Here is a 21,062-nt window from a genome sequence, read left to right as displayed (position 1 = left end):
TGTATCCGCCCATGGGTTGCATAGACCATCGTTAGAGTGGCTCTGCAACCGGTTCCATATTCCCAAGTAGCACTATATAGCTAGCAATCCCAATGGCAAGAAAGATCGCTGCCACGCCAAAGGCCAAGGCAAACGAACGCGTCTCGTGCACGACATATCCAGTCACAATAGGCGCGCAGATGCCGGAGATCTGGCAGGCGAAATTCAGAATCCCGCCCACGCTTCCAACGCTCTCCCGAGGGGCAATCAAGGAGGGAATCGACCAGCCGACGGGAGCGGCCGCCGAGAGGCCGCCGATGGACATGCTAATCCAGAACAGCGCGGCAGTTGTCGTCGTCGCATACGCGGCCCCGAGAATGCCCATGCCGAAGGCGGTCCCCCCAATCAACACCACCTGACGCACCCGCACCGGGTTCCAGCCGCGCTGCACCAAAGCATCGACCAACCATCCGCCGACCAGCAGATCGGTCATGGTCGCGATCAACCAGGGCACGGATGTATAGAAGGCCGAGTGGAGCAGATCGACGTGCATCGTAGAGGAGAGATAGCTCGGCAGCCAGTTCAACAGCAGGTAGAAGGTGTAGTTGTAAGAGGCGAAGCCGATCGCGAGGCCTATCACCTTCCGCTGCCGTATAAGGTAGCTTAGCGACGCACCGCCTTCCCCTCGTCTGCCGCCCTCCGGCTGGGCGCCGCCATCGCGGATCAAGATGCGTTCTCGATCCGAAAGAAGCCGGTCTTCGCTCGGGTTGCGGTAGAAACGGTAGAAGAGACCGAAATAGCAAAGGCTGAGCAAACCGGTGGCGGCAAAGCTGATTCGCCAACCGAACCGAACCATCAGGATCCCTACTACGGGAACGCCTAGAGCGGGAGCGAACTTAGCGGCGGCATCGAAAACTGCCGTCGCCAGGCTGCGTTCTTTGACTGGAAACCAGTACCCAATCGCTTTCGCATTGGCAGGGAAGGTAGGCGCCTCGCCCACACCCAGGAGAAGCCGTGCAGCGAAAAAGATCGGGACGCCTGGAGAAACGGCCGCCCCGAAGGAGGCCAGGCTCCACAGGAATGTGCTGATACGGCCGATGACGCGGACCCCGAAGCGGTCCAGAAGCACGCCCATCGGCAGCTGCAGGAGAGCGTAAGTCCAGCTGTAGGCTCCGAGCAGCCAGCCAAAGGTGACCGTCGTGATTCCAAACTCGTCATGTAGCGCGTGCTGTGAGACGGACAGGTTTACCCGATCGACGTAGTTGACGAGCACGCCTATACCAAGTAGGAGCGCTATCCCCCAGCGGCGCCGAGAACCAGGACCCTCCGGTCGATCTTGCTTCAGGTTGCCAATCAAGCGGTTCTCGGAGGAATGGGGATTAGCACCGGGGAGTTGGAGTGCATTGGTTCTCTGCTCAAGACGCCTTCGCTTTTTCCTTCTCCTCTGCGGCTTTCTGTAGCACCTTGACGTCGGTGTTGTGCTCCATATACCAGGGGATGTTGATGACCATGATTCGTTGGTTGCCATGCACCAGGAGCGCCAGCTTGAGAACATTCGCGCGCTGGTTATGCAGCAGATTCTGATACCAATGCCTCACTACCAGCTCTGGGACAAGCACAGCCACATGCCTGCCGTCATTCTCTGCCTCGACTTTGAGTACGTAATCTACCAGGGGTTGAACGACGAAGCGATACGGAGACGTGAGCAGCACGAGCTCCGGGACCGCGAGCTTGGCGGCGCGAAGTGGACCAGCCACGTTGGCTTCCCACATATTGCAAACGCTCTCCGCGTCTTCTTCACAATCCACGTGGACCGCGCGGATTTCCTTCGAAAGAGTCAATGCGAACCTCAAGCCTTTCTCAGTGATCCGGCTCCACCGGTCGACCGGGATGACCACAATCGGCTCCAACAGATCGGTAAGTTCGATGGGCCCACTCGCCCGGGTTTCATCATGGACGCGACGATAATGCCGCCGGACGCTCAGCATAATTCCGATCAACACCGGGATGAGCAGCGCCGTCACCCAGGCGCCTTCGACGAATTTCGCGACGAGCACCACCAGCAAGGTAATACCGGTAGCAAAGGCGCCGACGCCATTGACGATCATTCGCCCTCGCGATTTCGGGCCCTGATTTTTCTTCCAGTGAACGACCATACCGGCCTGGGAGAGTGTGAAGGCGAGGAAGGCGCCGATGGCATAGAGAGGAATCAGTCGATCGGTCACGCCTCCAAAGAGCACCAGCAGCGACCCGGTTAAAAAGACGAGTGCATAGATCCCGTAGGAATAGAGTAGCCTCCGACCCCGAAGGAGGAAGACGTGAGGGAGGTAGTCGTTGATCGCGATCGCCCTGGTCAGTCGTGGGAAATCCGCGAACGCGGTATTCGCCGACAACGCCAACACCAGCAGAATGGAGCCGATGGAGACGAAATAGAAGACGCCCTTACCCATCACTGCGGCGATTAATTGGGAGAGTACGCTCTCGTAACCGGGACTGTTCGGATCGGTGGCGCCGATTCCATAGGCGCGGCAAAGAAACGCGATGCCCGCCAGGAGAATGATCAAGAGCGCAATGATGTAGGTAAGAGTCTTCTGAGCGTTCTTAACGGTCGGGTCGCGGAATGCCATGACTCCATTGCTGACAGCTTCGACGCCGGTCATCGCCGTGCAGCCGCTAGCGAAGACTTTGAGGATGAGCCACAGGCTGATGGCTTCAGTTGCCGCTGGCAGGCGGGGGGGGGCTACGACCGGCGCCGGATGGCCTGCCCCCATTATCGCCCGGACGAGGCCGACCGCGATGACGATCAGCAGAGACCCAATGAAGAGATAAGTCGGTAGCTTGAATGCGGCTCCGGCATCGCGCACGCCGCGAATGTTGATCAAGGTGAGAAGAGCGAGGATTCCCAAACAGATCGGGAGGGTATGGGCATGCAGACTCGGGACCGCTGAAATCAAGGCGCCGACTCCGGCGGAGATGCCTACTGCCGCGGTCAGGACGTAATCGATCATGAGGGCGGCCGCGGCCAGGAGGCCTGCCCCCGCTCCCAAGTTTTCGCTCGCGACCGTATATGAGCCGCCGCCGTGAGGGTAAGCCTCGATCGTCTGCCGGTAGGAAAAGTAAACGATCACCAGCAAAGCAACAATTGCAGCGCTAATCGGCAGAATAATGTGGACCCCTGCCAAACCCAATGGGATCAGCAGTGTCAATGCTGCTTCGGGGCCGTAGGCGGCGGAGCTCAACGCATCCAGACCGAAGATCGGGATGCCCGCGGAGACGCCGATATGTTCGGCGCGCTCTTCGGATGTGGCAAGCGGTCGTCCAAAAAGAAAATCAGAGATGGCCATGGCTATTCCCGAGTCTGAAGTACCACCACAACTTTTGTCATCACAAAGTTCCTAAATTGCGGCGGTTGGGCAAACCATCTTGGATGCAAATTAATGCCGATGCTGGCTGGCATTTGATTTGGACATTCTTTTTGGGTGATTTGCAATCGTGGTCGCTGAGAGGCCAAAGAACGGGGAAGCTGCTTAAAACTTGTGACGGCAAGTCACCGTGAATACGGATCAGGCGTCGGTTAAAGAGACGCCTGCAGCAATTTGAAATCGACAGCAGGCATGTAGAGGGACTGCCTACAGTCCGCAAAAAAAATGGGGCATTGACCAATGTTCAGTCAAAGCCCCATTTCGCCCACTCCGGCATCAGGCTCGTCCCTTCTTTAAAGGAACAAATCCTCGATGCAGAGCAGAGTGGTTAAGGCCAATTGTTCACTAAGTTGGTCACGTTCACGCTGCCCAACCCGGTGGTGAAGTCCCAGCCCTTGTGCGCGACGTAAGCCGTGTTCAAGACGCCATCGGAGGTGGAAAGCACGCCGTACTCGAGCGCTGAGGGTTCAAAGCATGAAGCGGCCCCGTAGCAGGGGACACTGTTGTTGCCTACGGTCACATCGTGAAAAATACAAGCCGTAGAGCCGCCTGTACCCTTGGAGGCGTTGCACTCTGCCAGTCCCGCGGTATTTGGATCCGTCGTAGTGCCATATTCCGCTCTAGCAAGCTTGTAGAAGACAGGATTTGGATTGCCTTGACGGCCGGCTTTTTGAACGATAAGTGCCTGGATGCCCGCGAATTGTGGGGCAGTAAAGGAAGTGCCGCCAGCACTGTTATAGAACGCGTCCACAGGTTTCGAGTAGTCGCAGGGAGTTCCTCCTTGTTTCACATCGGACATGCAGAACTGGATTGCGTGACTCCAGAACCCGCTCGATGCGAAGAGCGAAATGTCTGGCAAGTTCCGGCCCTTATTGGCCGGCATCCCTGCAATTCCGGTCTGCCACGATGGTTGGGCATAGACAAAGCTGGGAGCTCCGCTGCCTCCGACGATATCAAGCAAGGATGCGCCGTCAACGCTGTTGCAGAAAGCGACTCCGCTGGTGTACCCGAAAAATTGGTAGAGTACGCTGCCGGCACACGAGTCATTCCAAGGGGTCTCCGGAATGTAGGATTTCGCAGATTTCCCGTTTGGTTTGTTACCCGTATTCCAGTAAGTCGAATTTGCATTCTCCGAGGTGTCCAAGAAATCAGTGCCACCGGTAGCGACGTTATAAGGAGTGGAAGCTAGCCCGTTCGCGGCGATGCCGCTTACGGCATAGGCCGCCGTGTCAAAGTCGTCGCAACCTGCTGGACCGTTGTCTCCAGAGGCGACGAACACCGATACTCCCTCGACCTCCGCTTGTTGCCAGAGGCTGCCGACATAGGCATTCCCTCCTGGCCCTTGGCTGGTTTCGCAGCCCAAATAGCTGAGACTCATGATGGGAGGAGGAGTACCGTGGTCCAGCAGGTTCTGGGCGGCGATGAATGCGCCGAAGTTGGTCGCTGTGTCCGCGCAGGATGCCAGATACACATTGGCATCCGGAGCCGCAGCCCCAGCCCATTCGGCATCCAACGCCGCCTCCCCTTCAGCAGAATTCTTGCCCGGGTCGCTGCAACCGGAGCCCGGATGGATCTGGGTGAACTTGCCGGAGTAGGCCGACAGTCCGAAGGCAGAGCGGAAGGTTGCTACGTCCGCCGAATCGATGTCCGTATCTTCTAAAACGACGACGCTTACGCCTTTGCCGGTGATTGGCTTGCTCGCTGTGTAGAGCGGCGAAATGTTGTAGATCGTGGCAAAGTCCGGGGGAGCTACGTTGTACTGCTCCGTGCCGTCAAACCCGTCAGGACATCCGGTGCACTTGAACGAGAAACTCTTTTTTAAAAGAGGTTTCGGCATAAAGTTGTGCAGCGAGACTACTCCTGCGACCACGGGAGCTAGAGCCGCGGGAATCTCCGGATCGCTGGCATTTGCAATGTGTGCTTGGCCTTTCACAAGATAATTGTGAATCTGGGTGTGAAAAGTCTCTCTTACTTGACCTGCAGTTCCGGACACGTCGATGGTCAATCCATTCGGGTGAACGGTGTTGACTTGGAGTCCGTGAGAACTGAGCCAACCGACCACTTCAGCGATGTCCTGCTGCGCCGGCCCGAAGTTCTTACCCAGGTCATCGGCAAGAATCCAACGTTGGTAGTTGCTGGAATGCGGATCCTCCAACTCAGCGATATAGCGCTGCAGTGCCTGTTCCTGCTCAGGGCTGCGGCGCAGTTGGACGAAGATGTGCTCCATGGGAAGGGCGTCGGCAACCGGACCGCGATCATACCTTGGAAGGGCAAGCGGATGGGTGTTCCCGGTCAAGCTGACCATTTTGGTTTCGTCGATGGTCTGGCGAATGCGGAGAGGGGCGTTGGGTGACCCGGGCTGGTCAGCAGCCAGAGCAAGGCGTGAGGAAGCACCAAGGCCGAGAGTCGTAAGCAGCCCTGTGATGAGCGCGTGTTGGGTAAAACGGCGAATTGCCATGCGTCGTGTTGCCATGAAACAAGCTCCTTTGAACCGCATTGACGTGGGATTTTTGTGCCGGCTTCCGAGTGGGGAGAGTATACATGATTGGGCGATTGAGCAAGCCCATGCGCCAGCGAAAACGGGAACGTACCTGGCATGTGGAAGCCGGGCGAAAAAACGAATGCCGTTTTCAATCAGTGAACGACCAAGGCCGCGCCTCCGCGGAAGGCAACTGTCGACGAAACGCTCCTGGGGGCGCAACTTTTAGCTACGAGGCCAGCTGACTAAGTTCTATCATTTACTCTTGCTACTTCAGTTACTTCATTTCTAGAATTCGTCCAACGGATCAGGAGAGTTGATGGATCGCCGAGATTTCCTAGTGGCGGGAACTGCCGCCGCAGCGAGCGCGCTTGCGCCGCCAGCCTTTACCCAAACCCGAGTCGCCGAACCGGCTCCCGGACGCCTCATTCTGCCTATCAACCGCAATTGGCGCTTCAGTCGCAATTCTCATGAAGCAGGACACAGCAAAAACTTCGATGACTCGAGCTTCGAGCAAGTAGTCGTGCCGCATTCAAATATGCCGTTGCCGTGGCATAGCTTCGATGAGAAGTCCTATGAGTTTATCTCACTGTATCGTCGCCGATTCAAGTTGCCGCGAGCGGCCCAAGGCAAGCGCGTGTTTGTCGACTTTGAGGGTGTCATGACGGCCTCGACCGTCTGGATCAATGGCGTCAACCTTGGCGAGTATAAAGGCGGTTATACCCCGTTCTCGTTCGAGTTGACTCCGCACATTGACTTTGACGGAGATAACCTGCTTGCCGTAGACGTCGACTCCACTGAACGGGCCGACATTCCACCCTTCGGTTATCAGATCGACTATCTTACCTTTGGCGGCATTTACCGCGAAGTCAATCTTCGCATCGTTCCGTCAACGTTTATCGAGAACATCTTCGTTCAGCCGAAAGATGTTTTAAGCGGAACTCCGACAGTTGACGTTCACACCTACATCTCCCATACCGTCGCGCCGGTCGACTCCCTTACCCTGCTGGTGGAATTACTCGATGGCGACAAAGTGATCGCCAAGGGCTCTGCCGGAGTAGCAGCGACGGCGGCGGTGCCAGCCGAGCCGGTCGAGCACATCGTCCATCTCGACAACTTAGGACGCACCAAGCTCTGGGGCTTGAAGAGTCCCAATCTCTACCATGCTCGTGTAACCCTGCAGCAGGGTCGAGGAACGCTAGATCAAGACACCCGACGCTTTGGCTTCCGCGAAGCTGTCTTCACCAAAGAAGGCTTCAAGCTCAACGGCGAGGTCATCAAGCTTCGAGGGCTCGACCGGCACCAGACGTTTCCATTCGTCGGTCAAGCTATGCCTGCCCGCGTTCAGCGCCAAGATGCCAAGATTCTGCGCAACACTTTGCATTGCAACATCGTCCGCACTTCGCATTATCCCCAGTCGAGACACTTCCTGGATGCCTGCGACGATCTTGGTTTGCTCGTGCTGGAGGAGATTCCTGGCTGGCAACACATCGGCCCACTGCCGTGGCAGGACATCTCCGTCGATAATGTTAAGCGCATGGTCCGCCGCGATTGGAACCACCCATCGATCATTCTTTGGGGCGTTCGCATCAACGAGTCCCGCGACAATCACGACTTCTATGTGCGCACCAACGCGATGGCGCATAAGCTTGACCCGAGCCGTCCGACCTGTGGCATCCGTTACTTCCAGGAATCCGAATTCCTCGAGGACGTCTTCACGATGAACGACTTCGGCTTTCCGCTGCTTCCGCCAAATCACCCCGCCTATTTAAACACGGAATTCGTTGGTCACACCTATCCTGCAAAGTCTATCGATAACATGGAGCGGCTAACCGAGCATACGATACGCCACGCGCGCGTCCATGATCAGCTGGCGTCCAATCCGCAATACGCGGGCGGCATCGGTTGGTGCGCATTCGACTACAACACCCATGGGGACTTCGGATCCGGAGACCGGATGTGTTATCACGGGGTCGCCGACTTCTTTCGTGAACGCAAACCTGCAGGCGGATTTTATAAGTCACAATGCGATCCCGAAGAGGAGGTTGTGCTCGAACCAGCCTTTCACTGGGCTAGAAATGATGAGTCGATTGGATTCACGAAAGGGCTCGTCTCATCGAATTGCGACAACCTGAAGTTCTACCTCAAAGGGCAGTTGATCGCGGATGCCCAGCCCGACAGGGAGCAGTTCAAGCACCTGAAATATGCACCCTTCTATCCGGATCTTGGAAAGGCGAAGCTCGATGAGCTTTGGAGTGACCTGCGCATTGAAGGTTATATTGGCGGCAAACGAGTCATCTCGCGCCAGTATTCCGGAAAGGGTCTTGACCAGAAATTCTGGCTGCTCCCCGATGACACGACCTTGGTTGCCGACGGCGCCGACACCACCCGAGTGGTGCTGCGAGTTACCGACGAGTTCGATAACATTCGCCCTTACGCGGGCGATCCGATTGTGCTTACCCTGGAGGGGCCGGCGGATATCATCGGCGACAACCCCTTCGGACTCGTTGGAGGAACCGGCGCTATCTGGATTCGTGCCAAGCAGCAGCCCGGGACGGTAGTGCTCACTGGTAAGCACCCCCGGCTTGGCGACCAGAAAGTGACCCTTACTTTGACCGCCTCAGAACCTGAGGAGGCATGAGTCGACGATAACCATAAAGAAAGAGCCCAGGTGCTATCCCGGGCTCTTTCTTTGAAGCGTTCAATTTGTAAAAGAAAAGCCGATCACTAGACTGTTATCGTCACAAATAACGCAGGCCTTTACTGTGAGTGACGACAACAGGTACCTGATAAGCGCGGTTATACAAACCCTAAATGTTTGGTGGCGAAGCTGTTGATCGATGGGAAGATCACCGGCATATCTGCCGCCGGTACACCAAACCATGACGCAAGCGTTGCAGCATACTGGGTAGACGCTGTGGTTGGCAGCCAGCGCCCATTACCGTCGATATCGCTAGGCCCATTCAGTGCCAGTGTCGGATAGGTGCCATAGATCCGACCTCCTTTGACCGCGCCACCCATGATCATATGATGGCCTCCCCAGGCGTGATCGCTTCCGTCGTTGGAGTTGGGCTGGAGTGCGCGGCTGAAGTCAGACATGGTGAAACTTGTGACAGAATCCGCTACGCCGAGTTCCTTCGTCGCCTCGTAAAAGGCGGACATTGCCGGACCGACTAACGACAGGAGACCACTTTGAATGCCGAGCTGGTTGGCATGAGTATCAAAGTTTCCCAAACCCGCGAAGAAGATCTGCCTGCGCACTCCAAGAGCCTGCCGTACCTGAATGATCTGCGCAATCTGTCGCAGTTGTGCAGCCAGGCCGTTGTTTGCGGGGAAGTCAGTCTGCAGAGGAGCGACCGACCTTACCGCGTCACCCAAGATATTCATGTACTTATAAGCGTCCCCGGTTATCTGGTTGTCGGCCTGCACCAGCGAGAGCCCGCTTGAGAAGCTGAGCAGATGCTGAGCCGTTGCAAGGCGTCCAGCACAGGCCGCCCCTTCGGAGCACGCGCCGCCTTGCACATTGCCGGGCTGCACGGCAACCGGCGAGGTTGTTGCGCCATTGCAAAAGATACTATCTCCAAAGGCGGATGTCACCAACGGGATCTGCGACCCTGGGTTATAGGTCGAAGTCAGTTTGTCCGCAATGCGTCCGGCCCAACCTGTTGGACTGGTGGCAGTCTGAGTCGCGTTCTGCCATTCCTGCTGCTGGTCTGGATGCGAGAAGAGGTTAGTTGGAGTCTGTCCCTGCCCCTCCATATATTGAGCGCGGCTCAGCGGCTGGATGAGGGTTCCTACGTTGGCGATCAATGCCACATTTCCGCTATTGAAGAGCGACCTGATCTGGGGAAGGCTCGGATGAAGAGCGTAACTAGGATCTGGACCGAGCTGCAACAAGCTGCTCTTAGGGAGCGCGAGGGGCCCCCGAATGCGCGCATAGTTCGCGTAGCCGGTAACATCACTGTTGCTGCTGTCGAATGGCACCAGCAGATTGTTGGAATCATTCCCGCCATAGAAAAAGATGCAAACCAGAGCCTTGTAGTCGGCAGCCGACTCAGCAAGTCCATTCATTGCACCGAAAGGGCGGAGCCCCGCGACGTGGCCCGCTGCGGCCAGGGAAGCATAGCGAATAAAACTGCGGCGATTGAAACTCATATTTATCCTCACTTTTTGGCAGTCTCGTCGGCAACGCTTTGGTAAGTATGCCGACGAGTTCCGGCTATGACTGGTTAGTGTTGGATCTTGTACTGGGTAAGCGTAATCACGAGATAGGTAGCAATCCTTACTCGCTGCTCCGGGTTGGTGATCGTGCTTACCTCGTTGATGATCACGGATCTAACATTCGGGTCCATCATGCCGTGCATGAACAGCGTTCCAAGCGCATCAACCAGACTGGCGGGATTATGGGCCAGTTTGCCAAGCGGACTTGTCGCACTTAGGTCAACATTGAAGCTGTCAAGCGCGTTTCTCACCATATCGTCTGCTAGCGTCATCCGGTCAGTCACACTGGCGGTATTCTCAACACCAAACTCAGGAGCATTAAGGTCAGTTCCCGGGATGACATAACTAGGTGGGAAGAAGTTGAAGACGCTTTCCGCCTGGTACGGCCACTCGCCGAGGACACCCGAATAGTTAGAGAGCAGCTGATAATCATCGTGAGGATCCACGCTGACGAAGCCGAGTCCCCGCATGACTGAAGTGATCCAGAGAACCGGCTCAGTGAGATGACCGCTTGTAGCGATCGGCTCCGTATCCCCAGCCCGGGCCTCCGGATCAGTGATGATCGCGGTGATGACGGCGACCATGTCCCCGCGAACGTGAGCGCCGTTGTCCACGAACACGTCAGCAACGCGAGCCACATATGCCGGACTTGGATTGCTCGTCACCAGGTGCTGGATGAGCTGTTTAGAAACGAACGGGGGTAGATTTGGATGGTTGAAGATGTTATGCAGCGCGCCGGTAAGGTCCTCCGCGGCAGTCTGGCCACCCGGCAAGGTTGTTCCGTTCAGCAACGTCTTCGCATTGTGGTCATGCCAGTGTTCGATGGCAACCAGTGGATAGTTGAAGTTTGGCGGCGTGTAGACATCTATGTTCGGAATACCGCCATTGGACGCCGCCCATACGTAGCCGGTGTATGCGCGGGCGAACGCTTCGACCTGTGCCTGCGAATAGGTTGGGATGGTTTTACCGCTGCTGTTGCGCTTCGGAGTGCCATCTTGGTTTAGCAGCTCCAGGCCGAGGCTAAATAACTGCAGGTTCTCCCGGGCGTAATTCTCGTTGGCGATTTTGCCGGGGGGAGGGGCCTGGTTGTAAAGCGTATTGAGGTAAACTCCCATAACTGGTGATAGAGTGACATCCCGCATGATGGTGAGCCAGTTACTGAATGCATCGCGGGACAGCATGTTCGCGTAGATATCAGTTGCCTGGCCCTGAATGTTGATGCTCGATACTACAAATAACTGGCTCAACGCAAATGCGACTCTTTGGCGCAGCTGATCCTGGCCTGTGAGTGTTGCGCGCCACCACTCAGACTCCATGCAATTAGCGGCGTCCCCGCAATAACCGGGAAACTTCACGGGGATAGGGGCGAGCACGGTACGCGGAGCGTCGAACTGCTCCTTCAGCCATGCGTCAATACCTTCTTGTCCCACGTGCTGAATTAGGCTGGTAGTAGGACCGAATGTGGTTTGTTCAAGAACTCGCGCGGCGGATGAAAGACTGATAGCCGACGCCTGTGCACCGGTGAACTGTGGACTGCCGCCGCCGCCGGGCGCCGGGTTTAGGGCGGTTATGGCAAGGGCCCCACGTGAGCCTCCGGGAACGGCGACGCGCGCTACTACTGAAGATGGCGATTCATACGTGGTGGGAACGGCCACATTGTTTACCCGAACTGTGGTGCCAGGAACGAAGCCGTTGCCCGCTATTGTGACAGAAGTGGTTCTCCCGGCGGGTATTAAAAACGGTGCCGCGCTAAGAATAGATGGCCTTGGATTGACTACGGTGACGCGGTAGCTAGCGCGGATAGCAGGATTCGCAACCAGAGTGGCGGTGATTGTAACCGGCCCGCCAGGAAGTTCTGTGGGTGCGCGATAGACTCCGCTTGTCGAGATCGACCCGCCGCCAGTCACGCTCCAGGAAACCGCCTTATCCGTGGATCCGCTTACGGCGGCGCTCATTGAAACCGTGCTTCCCATAAGTGCAGTGCCGGTGTTGACACCGTTTGACGCTTTCGCAGTCAGCGCGATCTTATCGGGATCGACTGTAATGTAGAAGACCGTCCCTAAGCCGCCGCCGGGCGCTGGGCTGCGTAGTTGCAGCTTGAGAGTTCCCGAGGCATTGTCGGCGACTGGCACATAGGCGGTCAGATGATTGGGGCCGTCGTAAGTAGTACTTAAGGTCTTTCCATTGTAGATCGCAGCGGTGCCGCCTACGAAGCCGGTGCCGGTTAGCGAGACTGCTTGCTGCGCGCCGGTCAGCAGTTGATCCGGGACTACTCCATTATGAGAGGAAATAATGGGAATGGGATTTATAACGTACATCTTGTAAGAGGTGGCTACAGATTTACTCGATGCTAGCCGGGCAGTGATAGTTGTTGTTTCATTCGAACTACGAGTAACAGGCGCAGTATAAGTCGCGGTAGCATTGTTTGTCCCGCCGAAAGTCAGTGTTCCTCTGCCTTGAAGAATCCATTGAACTACATGTGCAGGTCCAGCAGACACAGTGGCTTTTAGTTGAACAGGGATGCCTAGCCTAGCTGTGGCCTTATTCACTCCGTCCGGATCGGTTGCAGTGATGTGAATTGTCTGAGTGGCAGCACTCTCGGCGAGAAACGCTGTCTTTAAACCGCTGGAGACTACAGCACTCTCGACTGAGGCGTGGCTAGCTGATACGTAGTGGCTAGCGACGGTCGCTGCTCTTGAGACCTCCGAACTCACGGTACTCATGATGAGCAGCGAAAGCGACGCGGCGAGTGCCGTAGGGGCTGTTGATCGATGGGACTTCATACGAAAAATGCGCATAGGAATGCTCCTGGCCAAATAGCTTGCCATGTGGTGGTTATTGCCAGACAGAAAGAGGCTTTCTCCTCCTGAGAGGCTAATGTCCGTCAGGTATTGTCCAGGCAGTGTCCGCAGACAAACTTCAAAAAAGTCGCGGCGGTCGCATGAGCCGCGATAAACACCGAAGGGTGAAGACCCGTTGGTGGGTGAATTTGATGCGACTTATCTTGAAAGAAGAGTACAACTCATGGCCTCGTAAATCAACACTAAGAAGCGAAGATATCGGTTGTTTACAGTACTTTAAGCATGTACCAAATTGGCAAATGTAACGTCTTCCCAGTGCAGGTAAAATGTCACCAGGCGTTGACGCGTTTTTACCGGATTGCGCGGTTTGACCCTAACCCACCTAGTGCGAAGTCACCGTACCCAGAAAAACCGGTCGGGAGCAAACGATGGGGATTTTCAAAGAAACGATCGCTACCGTTTCGAATGTCGATGCGACCCTGACGGCTCACGTGATGCCGACGATCCTTCAGTCTTGAGACGCTTCCATTTCTGTCCGCCGCGAGTTCATCCGGGGCAGGTGTCGCTAGCGCGCCAAGTAGATTCATTCGCGATCTCGAATTCCGAGAGCTCCTCCGCTGACATAAAGCAGAGACTTGGGAGGCTCTTCGGAGGAAACCAAACGAGCCTCCTCGCGGCGCCGGGGCTCAAGCTACAGGATTGCTACCAGTGAGGGAGGAGTGTAATAGGTCTTACAACCTATATTAGAGAGGCAGCCTTGAGGATAGATCAGTGTTAGCCAGATGGACTCAGAGAATATAACAAGTGGCATTGGGCTCCAACTACGACGCCACCCACAGTAGACACACAGGTCGTGTCTTACTATGAGAGAAACATGTAGCTGTTGCTATCTTCTATATGGATGAAGAGTGGCGGCCATATGGATGGAGCATGGCAGCAATTCCGACCTACTCAAATGCTCCTGCCTAGAAAGGGTTAACCGCGCGATTAAAGTGGCATAGCCGGCCCAAGGAGCCTCAGGCTTGCAAGAGCAAGCCGGCCCTCTTTGCGATGCTGCCTAAAATTCAGCTCCCTGAAAGGAACCTGGGGCGGCTTGGAGAACAAGAGTGTGGCGCCACCGTAGAATGGTGTCGAATACCGCTGGTATACGCAGGTGGGTTGGACGATGGGACATGCGAACGATCGAGTCAGCACTCGAAGGCTTCTCTGTACGAATTTGAAAGGTAGGAAAGTAAGGCGGATCGCTGTCACCGCGATCGTCCTCTTGAGCAGCCTCGTCATTCGAAGCACTCGCGCGTCGGATAAGGTGGAGGCGCCGGAGGATTGGGCGACTTATGGGGGCAATTCGTCTGGTAATCATTATTCCCCGTTGAACAAGGTCAACCGCGAGAATGTTCAGCATTTGCGGGAGGTATGGCGGGTCGACGTCGGCAAGGGAGGCGGCTTGCAAACCAATCCGCTGGTGGTCGGCCGGAGGATGTTTGTGTATACCCCGTCGGAAGACATCTTGGCTCTCGACGCGGCGACCGGGAAGCAATTATGGAGATTTAGCGCTGGAGTTCCGGCGCCGCAGCCGAATCGCGGCTTTTCCTATTGGCGCGACGGTCGAGAAAGTATTCTTTTCGCCGGCATTATGGACCATCTTTACGCGTTGGATCCGGCCACGGGCCATCCGTTGAAGGCCTTTGGGGAGGACGGAAAGATCGATCTGCGAAAGGACCTGGGCGATCAAGACTACACCCAGAACTTTGCGGTTCTGACTACGCCGGGCACGATTTACAAAGACATGATCATAGTAGGTTTTCGTGCTCCGGAGACGCAGCCCGCTCCGCACGGCGATATCCGCGCATATGACGTCCACACCGGAAAACTGCGCTGGAGTTTTCATACGATTCCGCATCCCGGGGATCCGGGCTACGAGAGTTGGCCAAAGGATGCGTGGAGGGTCACGGGTTCTGCTAATAACTGGTCGGGAATGGTCGTCGACCTTCAGCGAGGAATCCTCTTCGCGCCCACCGGGTCGGCTGTCAATGACTTCTATGGGGCGGACCGGGTCGGGGACGACCTGTACAGTGACACCCTGCTCGCTCTCGACGCAAACACAGGAAAAGAGATCTGGCATTTTCAGGCTGTCCATCACGATATATGGGATCGCGATTTCCCATCGCCCCCCGTGTTGGTAACGGTGAAGCGAGATGGAAAACCAGTCGATGCGGTGGCGCAGACGACAAAACAAGGTTTTGTATTCCTGTTTGAAAGGACGACCGGAAAACCGCTCTTTCCGATTGAGGAAAAATCCTATCCCGCATCGGATGTTCCCGGGGAAGTGACCGCACCAACGCAGCCCCTCCCAGTTACGCCGGCTCCATTTGCGCGCCAGCGCCTGACCGCGGACATGCTCACCAATCGCACGCCCGCCGCGCACACCTGGGCTGAGGAACAATTCAAGACTTTCCGCAGCGAAGGACAATTTGTTCCGTTTACGGTGGGTCGCCCGACCATCATTTTCCCGGGTTACGACGGGGGTGCAGAGTGGGGAGGTGCGGCGGTCGAACCCACCCGCGCCATCCTCTACGTCAACGCCAATGACATACCCTGGACCGGGGAACTTGCCCCGACCCAAGCGGCCGCGAGCGAGGGAGCGACGATTTACCAAAGCCAGTGCGCCGTCTGCCATGGACACGATAGAAAGGGTTCACCGCCCGAGTTCCCCTCGCTCTTGGAGGTCAAGAAACGATTGTCCGACGCTGCGATATCCGACATCATCCACAACGGAAGAGGCCGAATGCCTTCCTTTCCTGCGCTGCAGGATGGCGGTCTTGAGGCAGTCCTCAAATATTTAGGCGAGAGTCCCGGTATGGCGGACCTCGCTAAGGTTGATCCGCAGGCGCCCTCGTCCAAAACGGAGGTCGGGAGCGAGGCAAGCGGCAGCAAGCAACTCCCGAAATACCAATTTACTGGCTACAAAAAATTCTACGATCCAGATGGGTATCCCGCGGTCGTGCCGCCTTGGGGCACGTTGAACGCCATCGATCTGAATACCGGCAGCTATCGATGGAAAGTACCGCTGGGAAACTACCCTGAACTCGCGGCGGCCGGTATGAAAGCTACTGGTTCAGAGAATTATGGCGGACCGGTGATCACTGGCGGGGGGCTACTTTTCATCGCCGCAACGATTTACGACCGGAAGATCCGCGCGTTCAATAGCGATACCGGGGAACTGCTTTGGGAGGGCAGTTTGCCCTTTGCAGGAACAGCGACGCCGGCCACCTACATGATCGACGGCAACCAGTATATTGTCATTGCAACCAGCGGCCAGCGAGACAAGAAGGGGCCGCAGGGTGCAGCTTATATCGTCTTCGCTCTGCCTTGACTTAGGACACAAGACAAAGCTTCCGAATATAGGTAGACCTGAATACAGGTAGACGGCCTCCGTCGCTGGTCCGAGTGAGGGAACTTATTCCCAAGCCGTCCCTGTGCGCTCTACCCGGGTAGCGCCGGCAGACCATGCTTCCTCACTAGAGAGACTCCTCGAGGTAGCCGATGAAGGCTAGGGGAAGACGAGTGCGGCATCCTACCAGAAGAGTATCGGCGCGGACCTACGGCTCCAAACTAACTGTCTTTGGAGTGACGCGCAGTCGATGCGCCGTGCTGGCCGCGTTCTTCATGGGTGTATCGGGACACCTGGCTTTGGCCACGCCATCTAGCCCTCAAGTCTTACCGGTTCTTACCACGACGGCGGCCGCACACGGATTGAGCAACGGAGAAGCGGCCCGGGGTTACCCGATCCGCTTGCGGGCTGTGGTCACTTACTACGACGTTTCCAATCACTCTCTCCGCCCTGCTTTCTTCGTCACCGATTCCACCGGGAGCATCTTTGTGGGGCTCTCTACGATCCCGGCGTTGCCATTTAAGGCTGGCCAGTTGGTGGAGGTGGTCGGTCGCAGCGATCCAGGAGGCTTCGCGCCATCGGTCAGGCAGGCAGCGGTTCGAGTGATTGGCGATGCCGGTCTGCCGGCGAATGCCCCTAGCGTCTCTGCAAGCCAATTGCTGACCGGCGAAGAAGATTGCCGCTGGGTTCAAATTGAGGGTGTAGTGTATTCGGTGAAGGAGCAAGGCGAGAGCATCGTCTTGCGCGTCGGCCTGAGTGATGGCATCATCACCGCCACCACGATCAAAGAAGCCGGAGTGAATTATGACAGTCTAGTCGACGCAAAGATCAAGATTCGGGGCAACGCGGCTACGCTGTTCAACGATCGCGGTCAAATGACCGGAGCTCTCATACACTTTCCGAGTCTTGGCACGGTCGACGTGGTGGCGCCCTCCCCGGCAAATCCTTTCTTGCTTCCAACCAGTCCGGTGGGGTCGCTGATGCGGTTCACATCTGGCGATGACTTTCGTCATCGCGTGCATATCCGCGGCACGGTGACGCTGTTCTGGCCGGGACGATTGCTTTGCCTTCAAGATAGTTTTCACGGAGTCTGCGCGCAGACCGAGCAAACTACGCCTCTGGTTCCGGGCGATGTGGCAGATGTTGCCGGCTTTCCCATGATCGGTGATTTCAGCCCGACTCTGTCGCATGCGACATACCATCTCGCGACGAGCGGCGAAGCTTTGCCCGCAACTCGCATTAACGCAGACCAGGCGCTCCAAGGCGATCATGACGCCGAGCTGGTTCAGATTGAAGGGCACCTCATCGGGGAGGATAAGGCCGCGAATCAGCCCACCATCCTGCTGTCTTCGGGCAAGTCCGTATTTACGGCGGTGTTGCCGATCCAACCTGGTACCCAGAAACATGTCATCTGGCAGGAAGGCAGTGAACTTCGTGTGACGGGAATCTGCTCCGCGCAGTCTGATCAGGAGCGTGTGGCTCTACATCAAGGCTACTCGAAGCCCCAGACATTTCGGATGATCCTGCGTTCCCCCGCCGATGTGGTCGTGCTTCGACGAACATCCTGGTGGAATGCTTCGCATACGCTGCGGGTACTGGCCCTGGCCTTGGGGATCACGCTGTGTGTGCTTTGCTGGGTGATCGTTCTCCGCAGCCGGGTCAGACAGCAGACGCTCCTTATCCATTTGCAACTCGAGGAGGCAGATGCTCTGAAGCGGGCCGCCGAGTTCGCGAACAGCTCCAAGAGTGAATTTCTGGCCAATATGAGCCACGAGATCCGGACCCCGTTGAACGGGGTGATTGGCATGACCGATCTGATGCTCGAGAGCGAACTAAACGCCCATCAACGGGACTACCTGGAGGTCGTGAAGATCTCGGCCGACTCGTTACTGGCGGTGATCAACGGAATTCTGGACTTCTCGAAGATTGAAGCCGGGAAGATTGAACTGGAAGCGATCGAGTTCAGTCTGCGGGACTGCGTCGAGGAAGCGCTCATGAGCCAATCCTTGCGTGCCGGCCAGAAAGGACTGGAACTGGTATGCGATATCGCAAGCGATGTGCCGGCGATGGTGAAGGGAGATCCCGGGCGTCTGCGTCAAATCATCCTCAACCTGGTGAGTAACGCCATCAAGTTCACGGAGCTTGGGGAAGTGTCTGTCAGGGTAGAGGTGGAGCGTGAAGAAGCCGGCAGCTGGATGGTCCGTTTCTCTGTAGCTGACACCGGGATCGGGGTCTCCGCGGAGAAGCAAAGCAGTATTTTCTCCCCCTTTACCCAGGAGGATTCCTCCACAACGCGCAAGTATGGGGGTACCGGCCTCGGTTTGACCATCTCTTCCCGTCTGGTCGAGATGATGCGAGGAAGAATATGGGTGGAAAGCGTACTCGGGCAGGGCAGCCAATTCTGTTTCACGAGTCAATTCGAAGTCGTTGACAAGCGTAGGGACTCTGAGATCGTGCTTCCGGACACCGGAGCGCTGCGCGGGATGAGGGTGCTGATCGTAGATGATAACCGGACCAACCGCCGTATTCTCGGAGCTACTCTTCAGACCCGCGTGGCCTTGACCACTTGTGTCGAAGGTGGAGAGCAGGCCCTGGTCGAACTGGGTTTGCATGTCGAGAGCGGGGAGCCATACCAGATTGTGATTACGGACATGGATATGCCGGGAATGGACGGCCTCGCGCTGATTGAAGAGATGAGGAGGCGTCCGGGTATGTCTTTGACGCCGGCAGTGCTGTTAAGTTCGGGCGGGGTGCGCGGGGACGCCGAGCGTTGCCGGAAGCTGGGCGTTCTTTCTTATCTCTACAAACCGGCCCGCCGGAGCGAACTGTTAGCAGCAATCCAAGCGGCGGCCGAAGGGACGCGATCGCCCGTGCTGCCCCAGGCCGGGACGGCCTTCCATGCGATTCCGGCGCGAGTGAACAGTCTTCGGATTCTGCTGGCTGAGGACAATCGGGTGAATCAGGCCGTCGCCTCCGGCTTTTTGGAGAAGCTCGGGCATGTAGCGATCATCGCCGCCAACGGAAGGGAAGCGTTGGCGCTGCTTGAGAGCGAGACGTTCGATTTGGTGTTGATGGATGTCCAGATGCCCGAAATGGACGGCATCGCAGCGACCAAACAGATACGCGAAAACGAGGCGTTCAACGAAGTCCATTTGCCGATCATCGCAATGACGGCCCATGCTATGAAAGGCGATCGGGAGCGCTGTCTGGCGGCGGGGATGGATGACTACATCTCGAAGCCTATCAACTCCGCTGCTCTCGAAGCGGCTCTTCTTCGTGCTGCTCCTGGCGCTAAGGATACCCTCTTCCGAGACGCTGCCGCCGGCCTGCAGGCGCGCTCCAGCAGCGTGAGCGCAAGGCCGGTCGATCGAGCGTATGTTCTCGAGAAACTAGGCGGGGATGAGCAACTTTGCCGGGAGGTGATCGACATGTTTCTTGAGGAAGCGCCGGTAGAACTCGCAGAACTGGGGAAAGCCCTGACCCGCGGAGACTCGCAGACCGTTGAATGGCTAGCGCACAGTTTCAAGGGAAAGCTTGGTTATCTGGGAGGGGAGGAGTTGTCGCGAATGGCTCAACGATTGGAGGAGGCAGGGAGGAACTCCGATCTGGAAGCCGCCACTGGAGTCTTCGCGGGGTTCGAGGCGGAACTCTCACGATTGCTGCTTTCCATGCAAAGCATGGGATCGGAAATGAACGTCCCGCCGGTCGATGCAGTTCGGGGTGAGGCGCGATGAGCATCGTTGGCTTACCGGAAGCTCGAATGTCGAAGCCAACCGCGCCCGGGGCTGCGTGCACCCAGGTTCTGATTGCCGAAGACGACGCGATGTTTCGCCGCATTCTGAAGACCTGGTTGGAGGGTTGGGGATATCAGGTGACGGTCGCGGAAGACGGGGCGCGAGCCTGGGAGCTCATGCAGGAAGGGCATGTACCGCAGATCCTGATTCTGGATTGGATGATGCCCAAGCTGAATGGCATTGAGCTTTGCCGCAAAGTGCGGGAGAAGAGCCGTTCGGTCTACCAGTACATTCTGTTGGTTACCGCCAAGGACCAAACCAACGATCTGGTTCATGGACTTGAGGCGGGCGCGGATGACTATCTTTCGAAACCCTTCGACCGGAACGAGCTGCGTGCCCGTCTCCGGACCGGAGGCCGCATTCTGACGCTGCAGGACGAGCAGACCCGGGCCCGCGAGGAATTTCAATTTCAGGCAACTCATGATGCGCTGACAGGAATGTGGAACCGCAGGGCCATTCTGGATCTGTTGCGTCGCGAGTCTGAGCTGGCGGCACGTTCCTCAAAGAGAGTTGGAATCATGATGTTGGATGTAGACCACTTCAAAAGCGTGAATGACCGCCTTGGGCATTTGGCAGGAGATGCAGTCCTGCAGGAGATCGGAAGGCGGGTTCAGATGACAGTTCGTTCCTACGATCTGGCTGGCCGCTACGGCGGGGAAGAGTTTCTCATCGTCTCTCCCGACTGCGACCAGGAACAAATCCAGGAGTGCGCCGAGAGGGTCAGGTTGGCCATTGCAGTGGCCCCTATCCTGGTGGATGGTGTCGCAATTGCCGTTACCGCCAGCCTGGGGGCCGCCGTCTTAGACCCTGCCTGCCGAACCGAACGGGATGCGCTTGCCGCCGCTGATTCCGCCTTGTATGAAGCCAAGCGAAATGGACGGAATCGGGTAGCCGTCGGGGAATTGAAGCTCGGTGTTCCATGTGTATCGTCCGAACTCGCCGATGGGATGCCGTTTGTGCCTCGTTAGCCTTCGG

General features: G+C 56.8%; 9 protein-coding genes. 4 read left to right on the top strand and 5 right to left on the bottom strand.

The genetic code is table 11. The annotated features are described in order from the left end of the window. Window positions 1–31 precede the first annotated feature (31 nt). The 3 genes from ACPOL_RS07285 to ACPOL_RS07275 form a co-directional block, all read right to left on the bottom strand. Window positions 32–1,336, bottom strand: coding sequence for an MFS transporter (locus tag ACPOL_RS07285; protein ID WP_236657299.1), 1,305 nt, complete (start codon window positions 1,334–1,336; stop codon window positions 32–34). Window positions 1,337–1,394: 58 nt separating this feature from the next. Next, entirely contained in the window at window positions 1,395–3,323 is a 1,929-nt protein-coding gene (locus ACPOL_RS07280) for an APC family permease (RefSeq protein ID WP_114206467.1), read from the bottom strand. 406 nt (window positions 3,324–3,729) lie between these two features. Beyond that, complete coding sequence (locus ACPOL_RS07275; protein ID WP_161557242.1) at window positions 3,730–5,874, bottom strand: S53 family peptidase; 2,145 nt, start codon at window positions 5,872–5,874, stop codon at window positions 3,730–3,732. A gap of 325 nt (window positions 5,875–6,199) precedes the next feature. Between ACPOL_RS07275 and ACPOL_RS07270 the strand changes: the two genes are divergently transcribed. Then, window positions 6,200–8,521: a glycoside hydrolase family 2 protein gene (locus ACPOL_RS07270; protein ID WP_114206465.1), complete on the top strand. Its 2,322-nt coding sequence runs from the start codon at window positions 6,200–6,202 to the stop codon at window positions 8,519–8,521. Window positions 8,522–8,679: 158 nt separating this feature from the next. On the opposite strand, the gene ACPOL_RS07265 is transcribed toward ACPOL_RS07270, so the two are convergent. Further along, window positions 8,680–10,035, bottom strand: a complete 1,356-nt coding sequence (locus tag ACPOL_RS07265) for a DUF1501 domain-containing protein (RefSeq protein WP_114206464.1) — start codon at window positions 10,033–10,035, stop codon at window positions 8,680–8,682. A gap of 74 nt (window positions 10,036–10,109) precedes the next feature. Then, window positions 10,110–12,899 carry a DUF1800 domain-containing protein gene (locus ACPOL_RS07260; protein WP_161557241.1) on the bottom strand — a complete coding sequence of 930 codons (2,790 nt, stop codon included), beginning with the start codon at window positions 12,897–12,899 and terminating at the stop codon, window positions 10,110–10,112. Between the two features lie 1,219 nt (window positions 12,900–14,118). On the opposite strand from ACPOL_RS07260, the gene ACPOL_RS07255 reads away from it, so the two are divergent. The 3 genes from ACPOL_RS07255 to ACPOL_RS07245 all read left to right on the top strand — a co-directional run bounded on the left by ACPOL_RS07255 (window position 14,119) and on the right by ACPOL_RS07245 (window position 21,055). Beyond that, window positions 14,119–16,275, top strand: a complete 2,157-nt coding sequence (locus ACPOL_RS07255; RefSeq protein ID WP_236657298.1) for an outer membrane protein assembly factor BamB family protein — start codon at window positions 14,119–14,121, stop codon at window positions 16,273–16,275. A 191-nt stretch (window positions 16,276–16,466) separates the two neighbouring features. Next, window positions 16,467–20,027 carry a response regulator gene (locus tag ACPOL_RS07250; protein ID WP_161557240.1) on the top strand — a complete coding sequence of 1,187 codons (3,561 nt, stop codon included), beginning with the start codon at window positions 16,467–16,469 and terminating at the stop codon, window positions 20,025–20,027. 26 nt (window positions 20,028–20,053) lie between these two features. Further along, window positions 20,054–21,055 carry a GGDEF domain-containing response regulator gene (locus tag ACPOL_RS07245; protein ID WP_161557239.1) on the top strand — a complete coding sequence of 334 codons (1,002 nt, stop codon included), beginning with the start codon at window positions 20,054–20,056 and terminating at the stop codon, window positions 21,053–21,055. Window positions 21,056–21,062: the final 7 nt, after the last annotated feature.

The organism is Acidisarcina polymorpha (genome assembly GCF_003330725.1).
In the GTDB taxonomy this organism is placed as follows: domain Bacteria; phylum Acidobacteriota; class Terriglobia; order Terriglobales; family Acidobacteriaceae; genus Acidisarcina; species Acidisarcina polymorpha.
The sequence above is the reverse complement of the archived record's forward strand: the minus strand, read 5'-3'. Positions and strand labels throughout refer to the sequence as shown.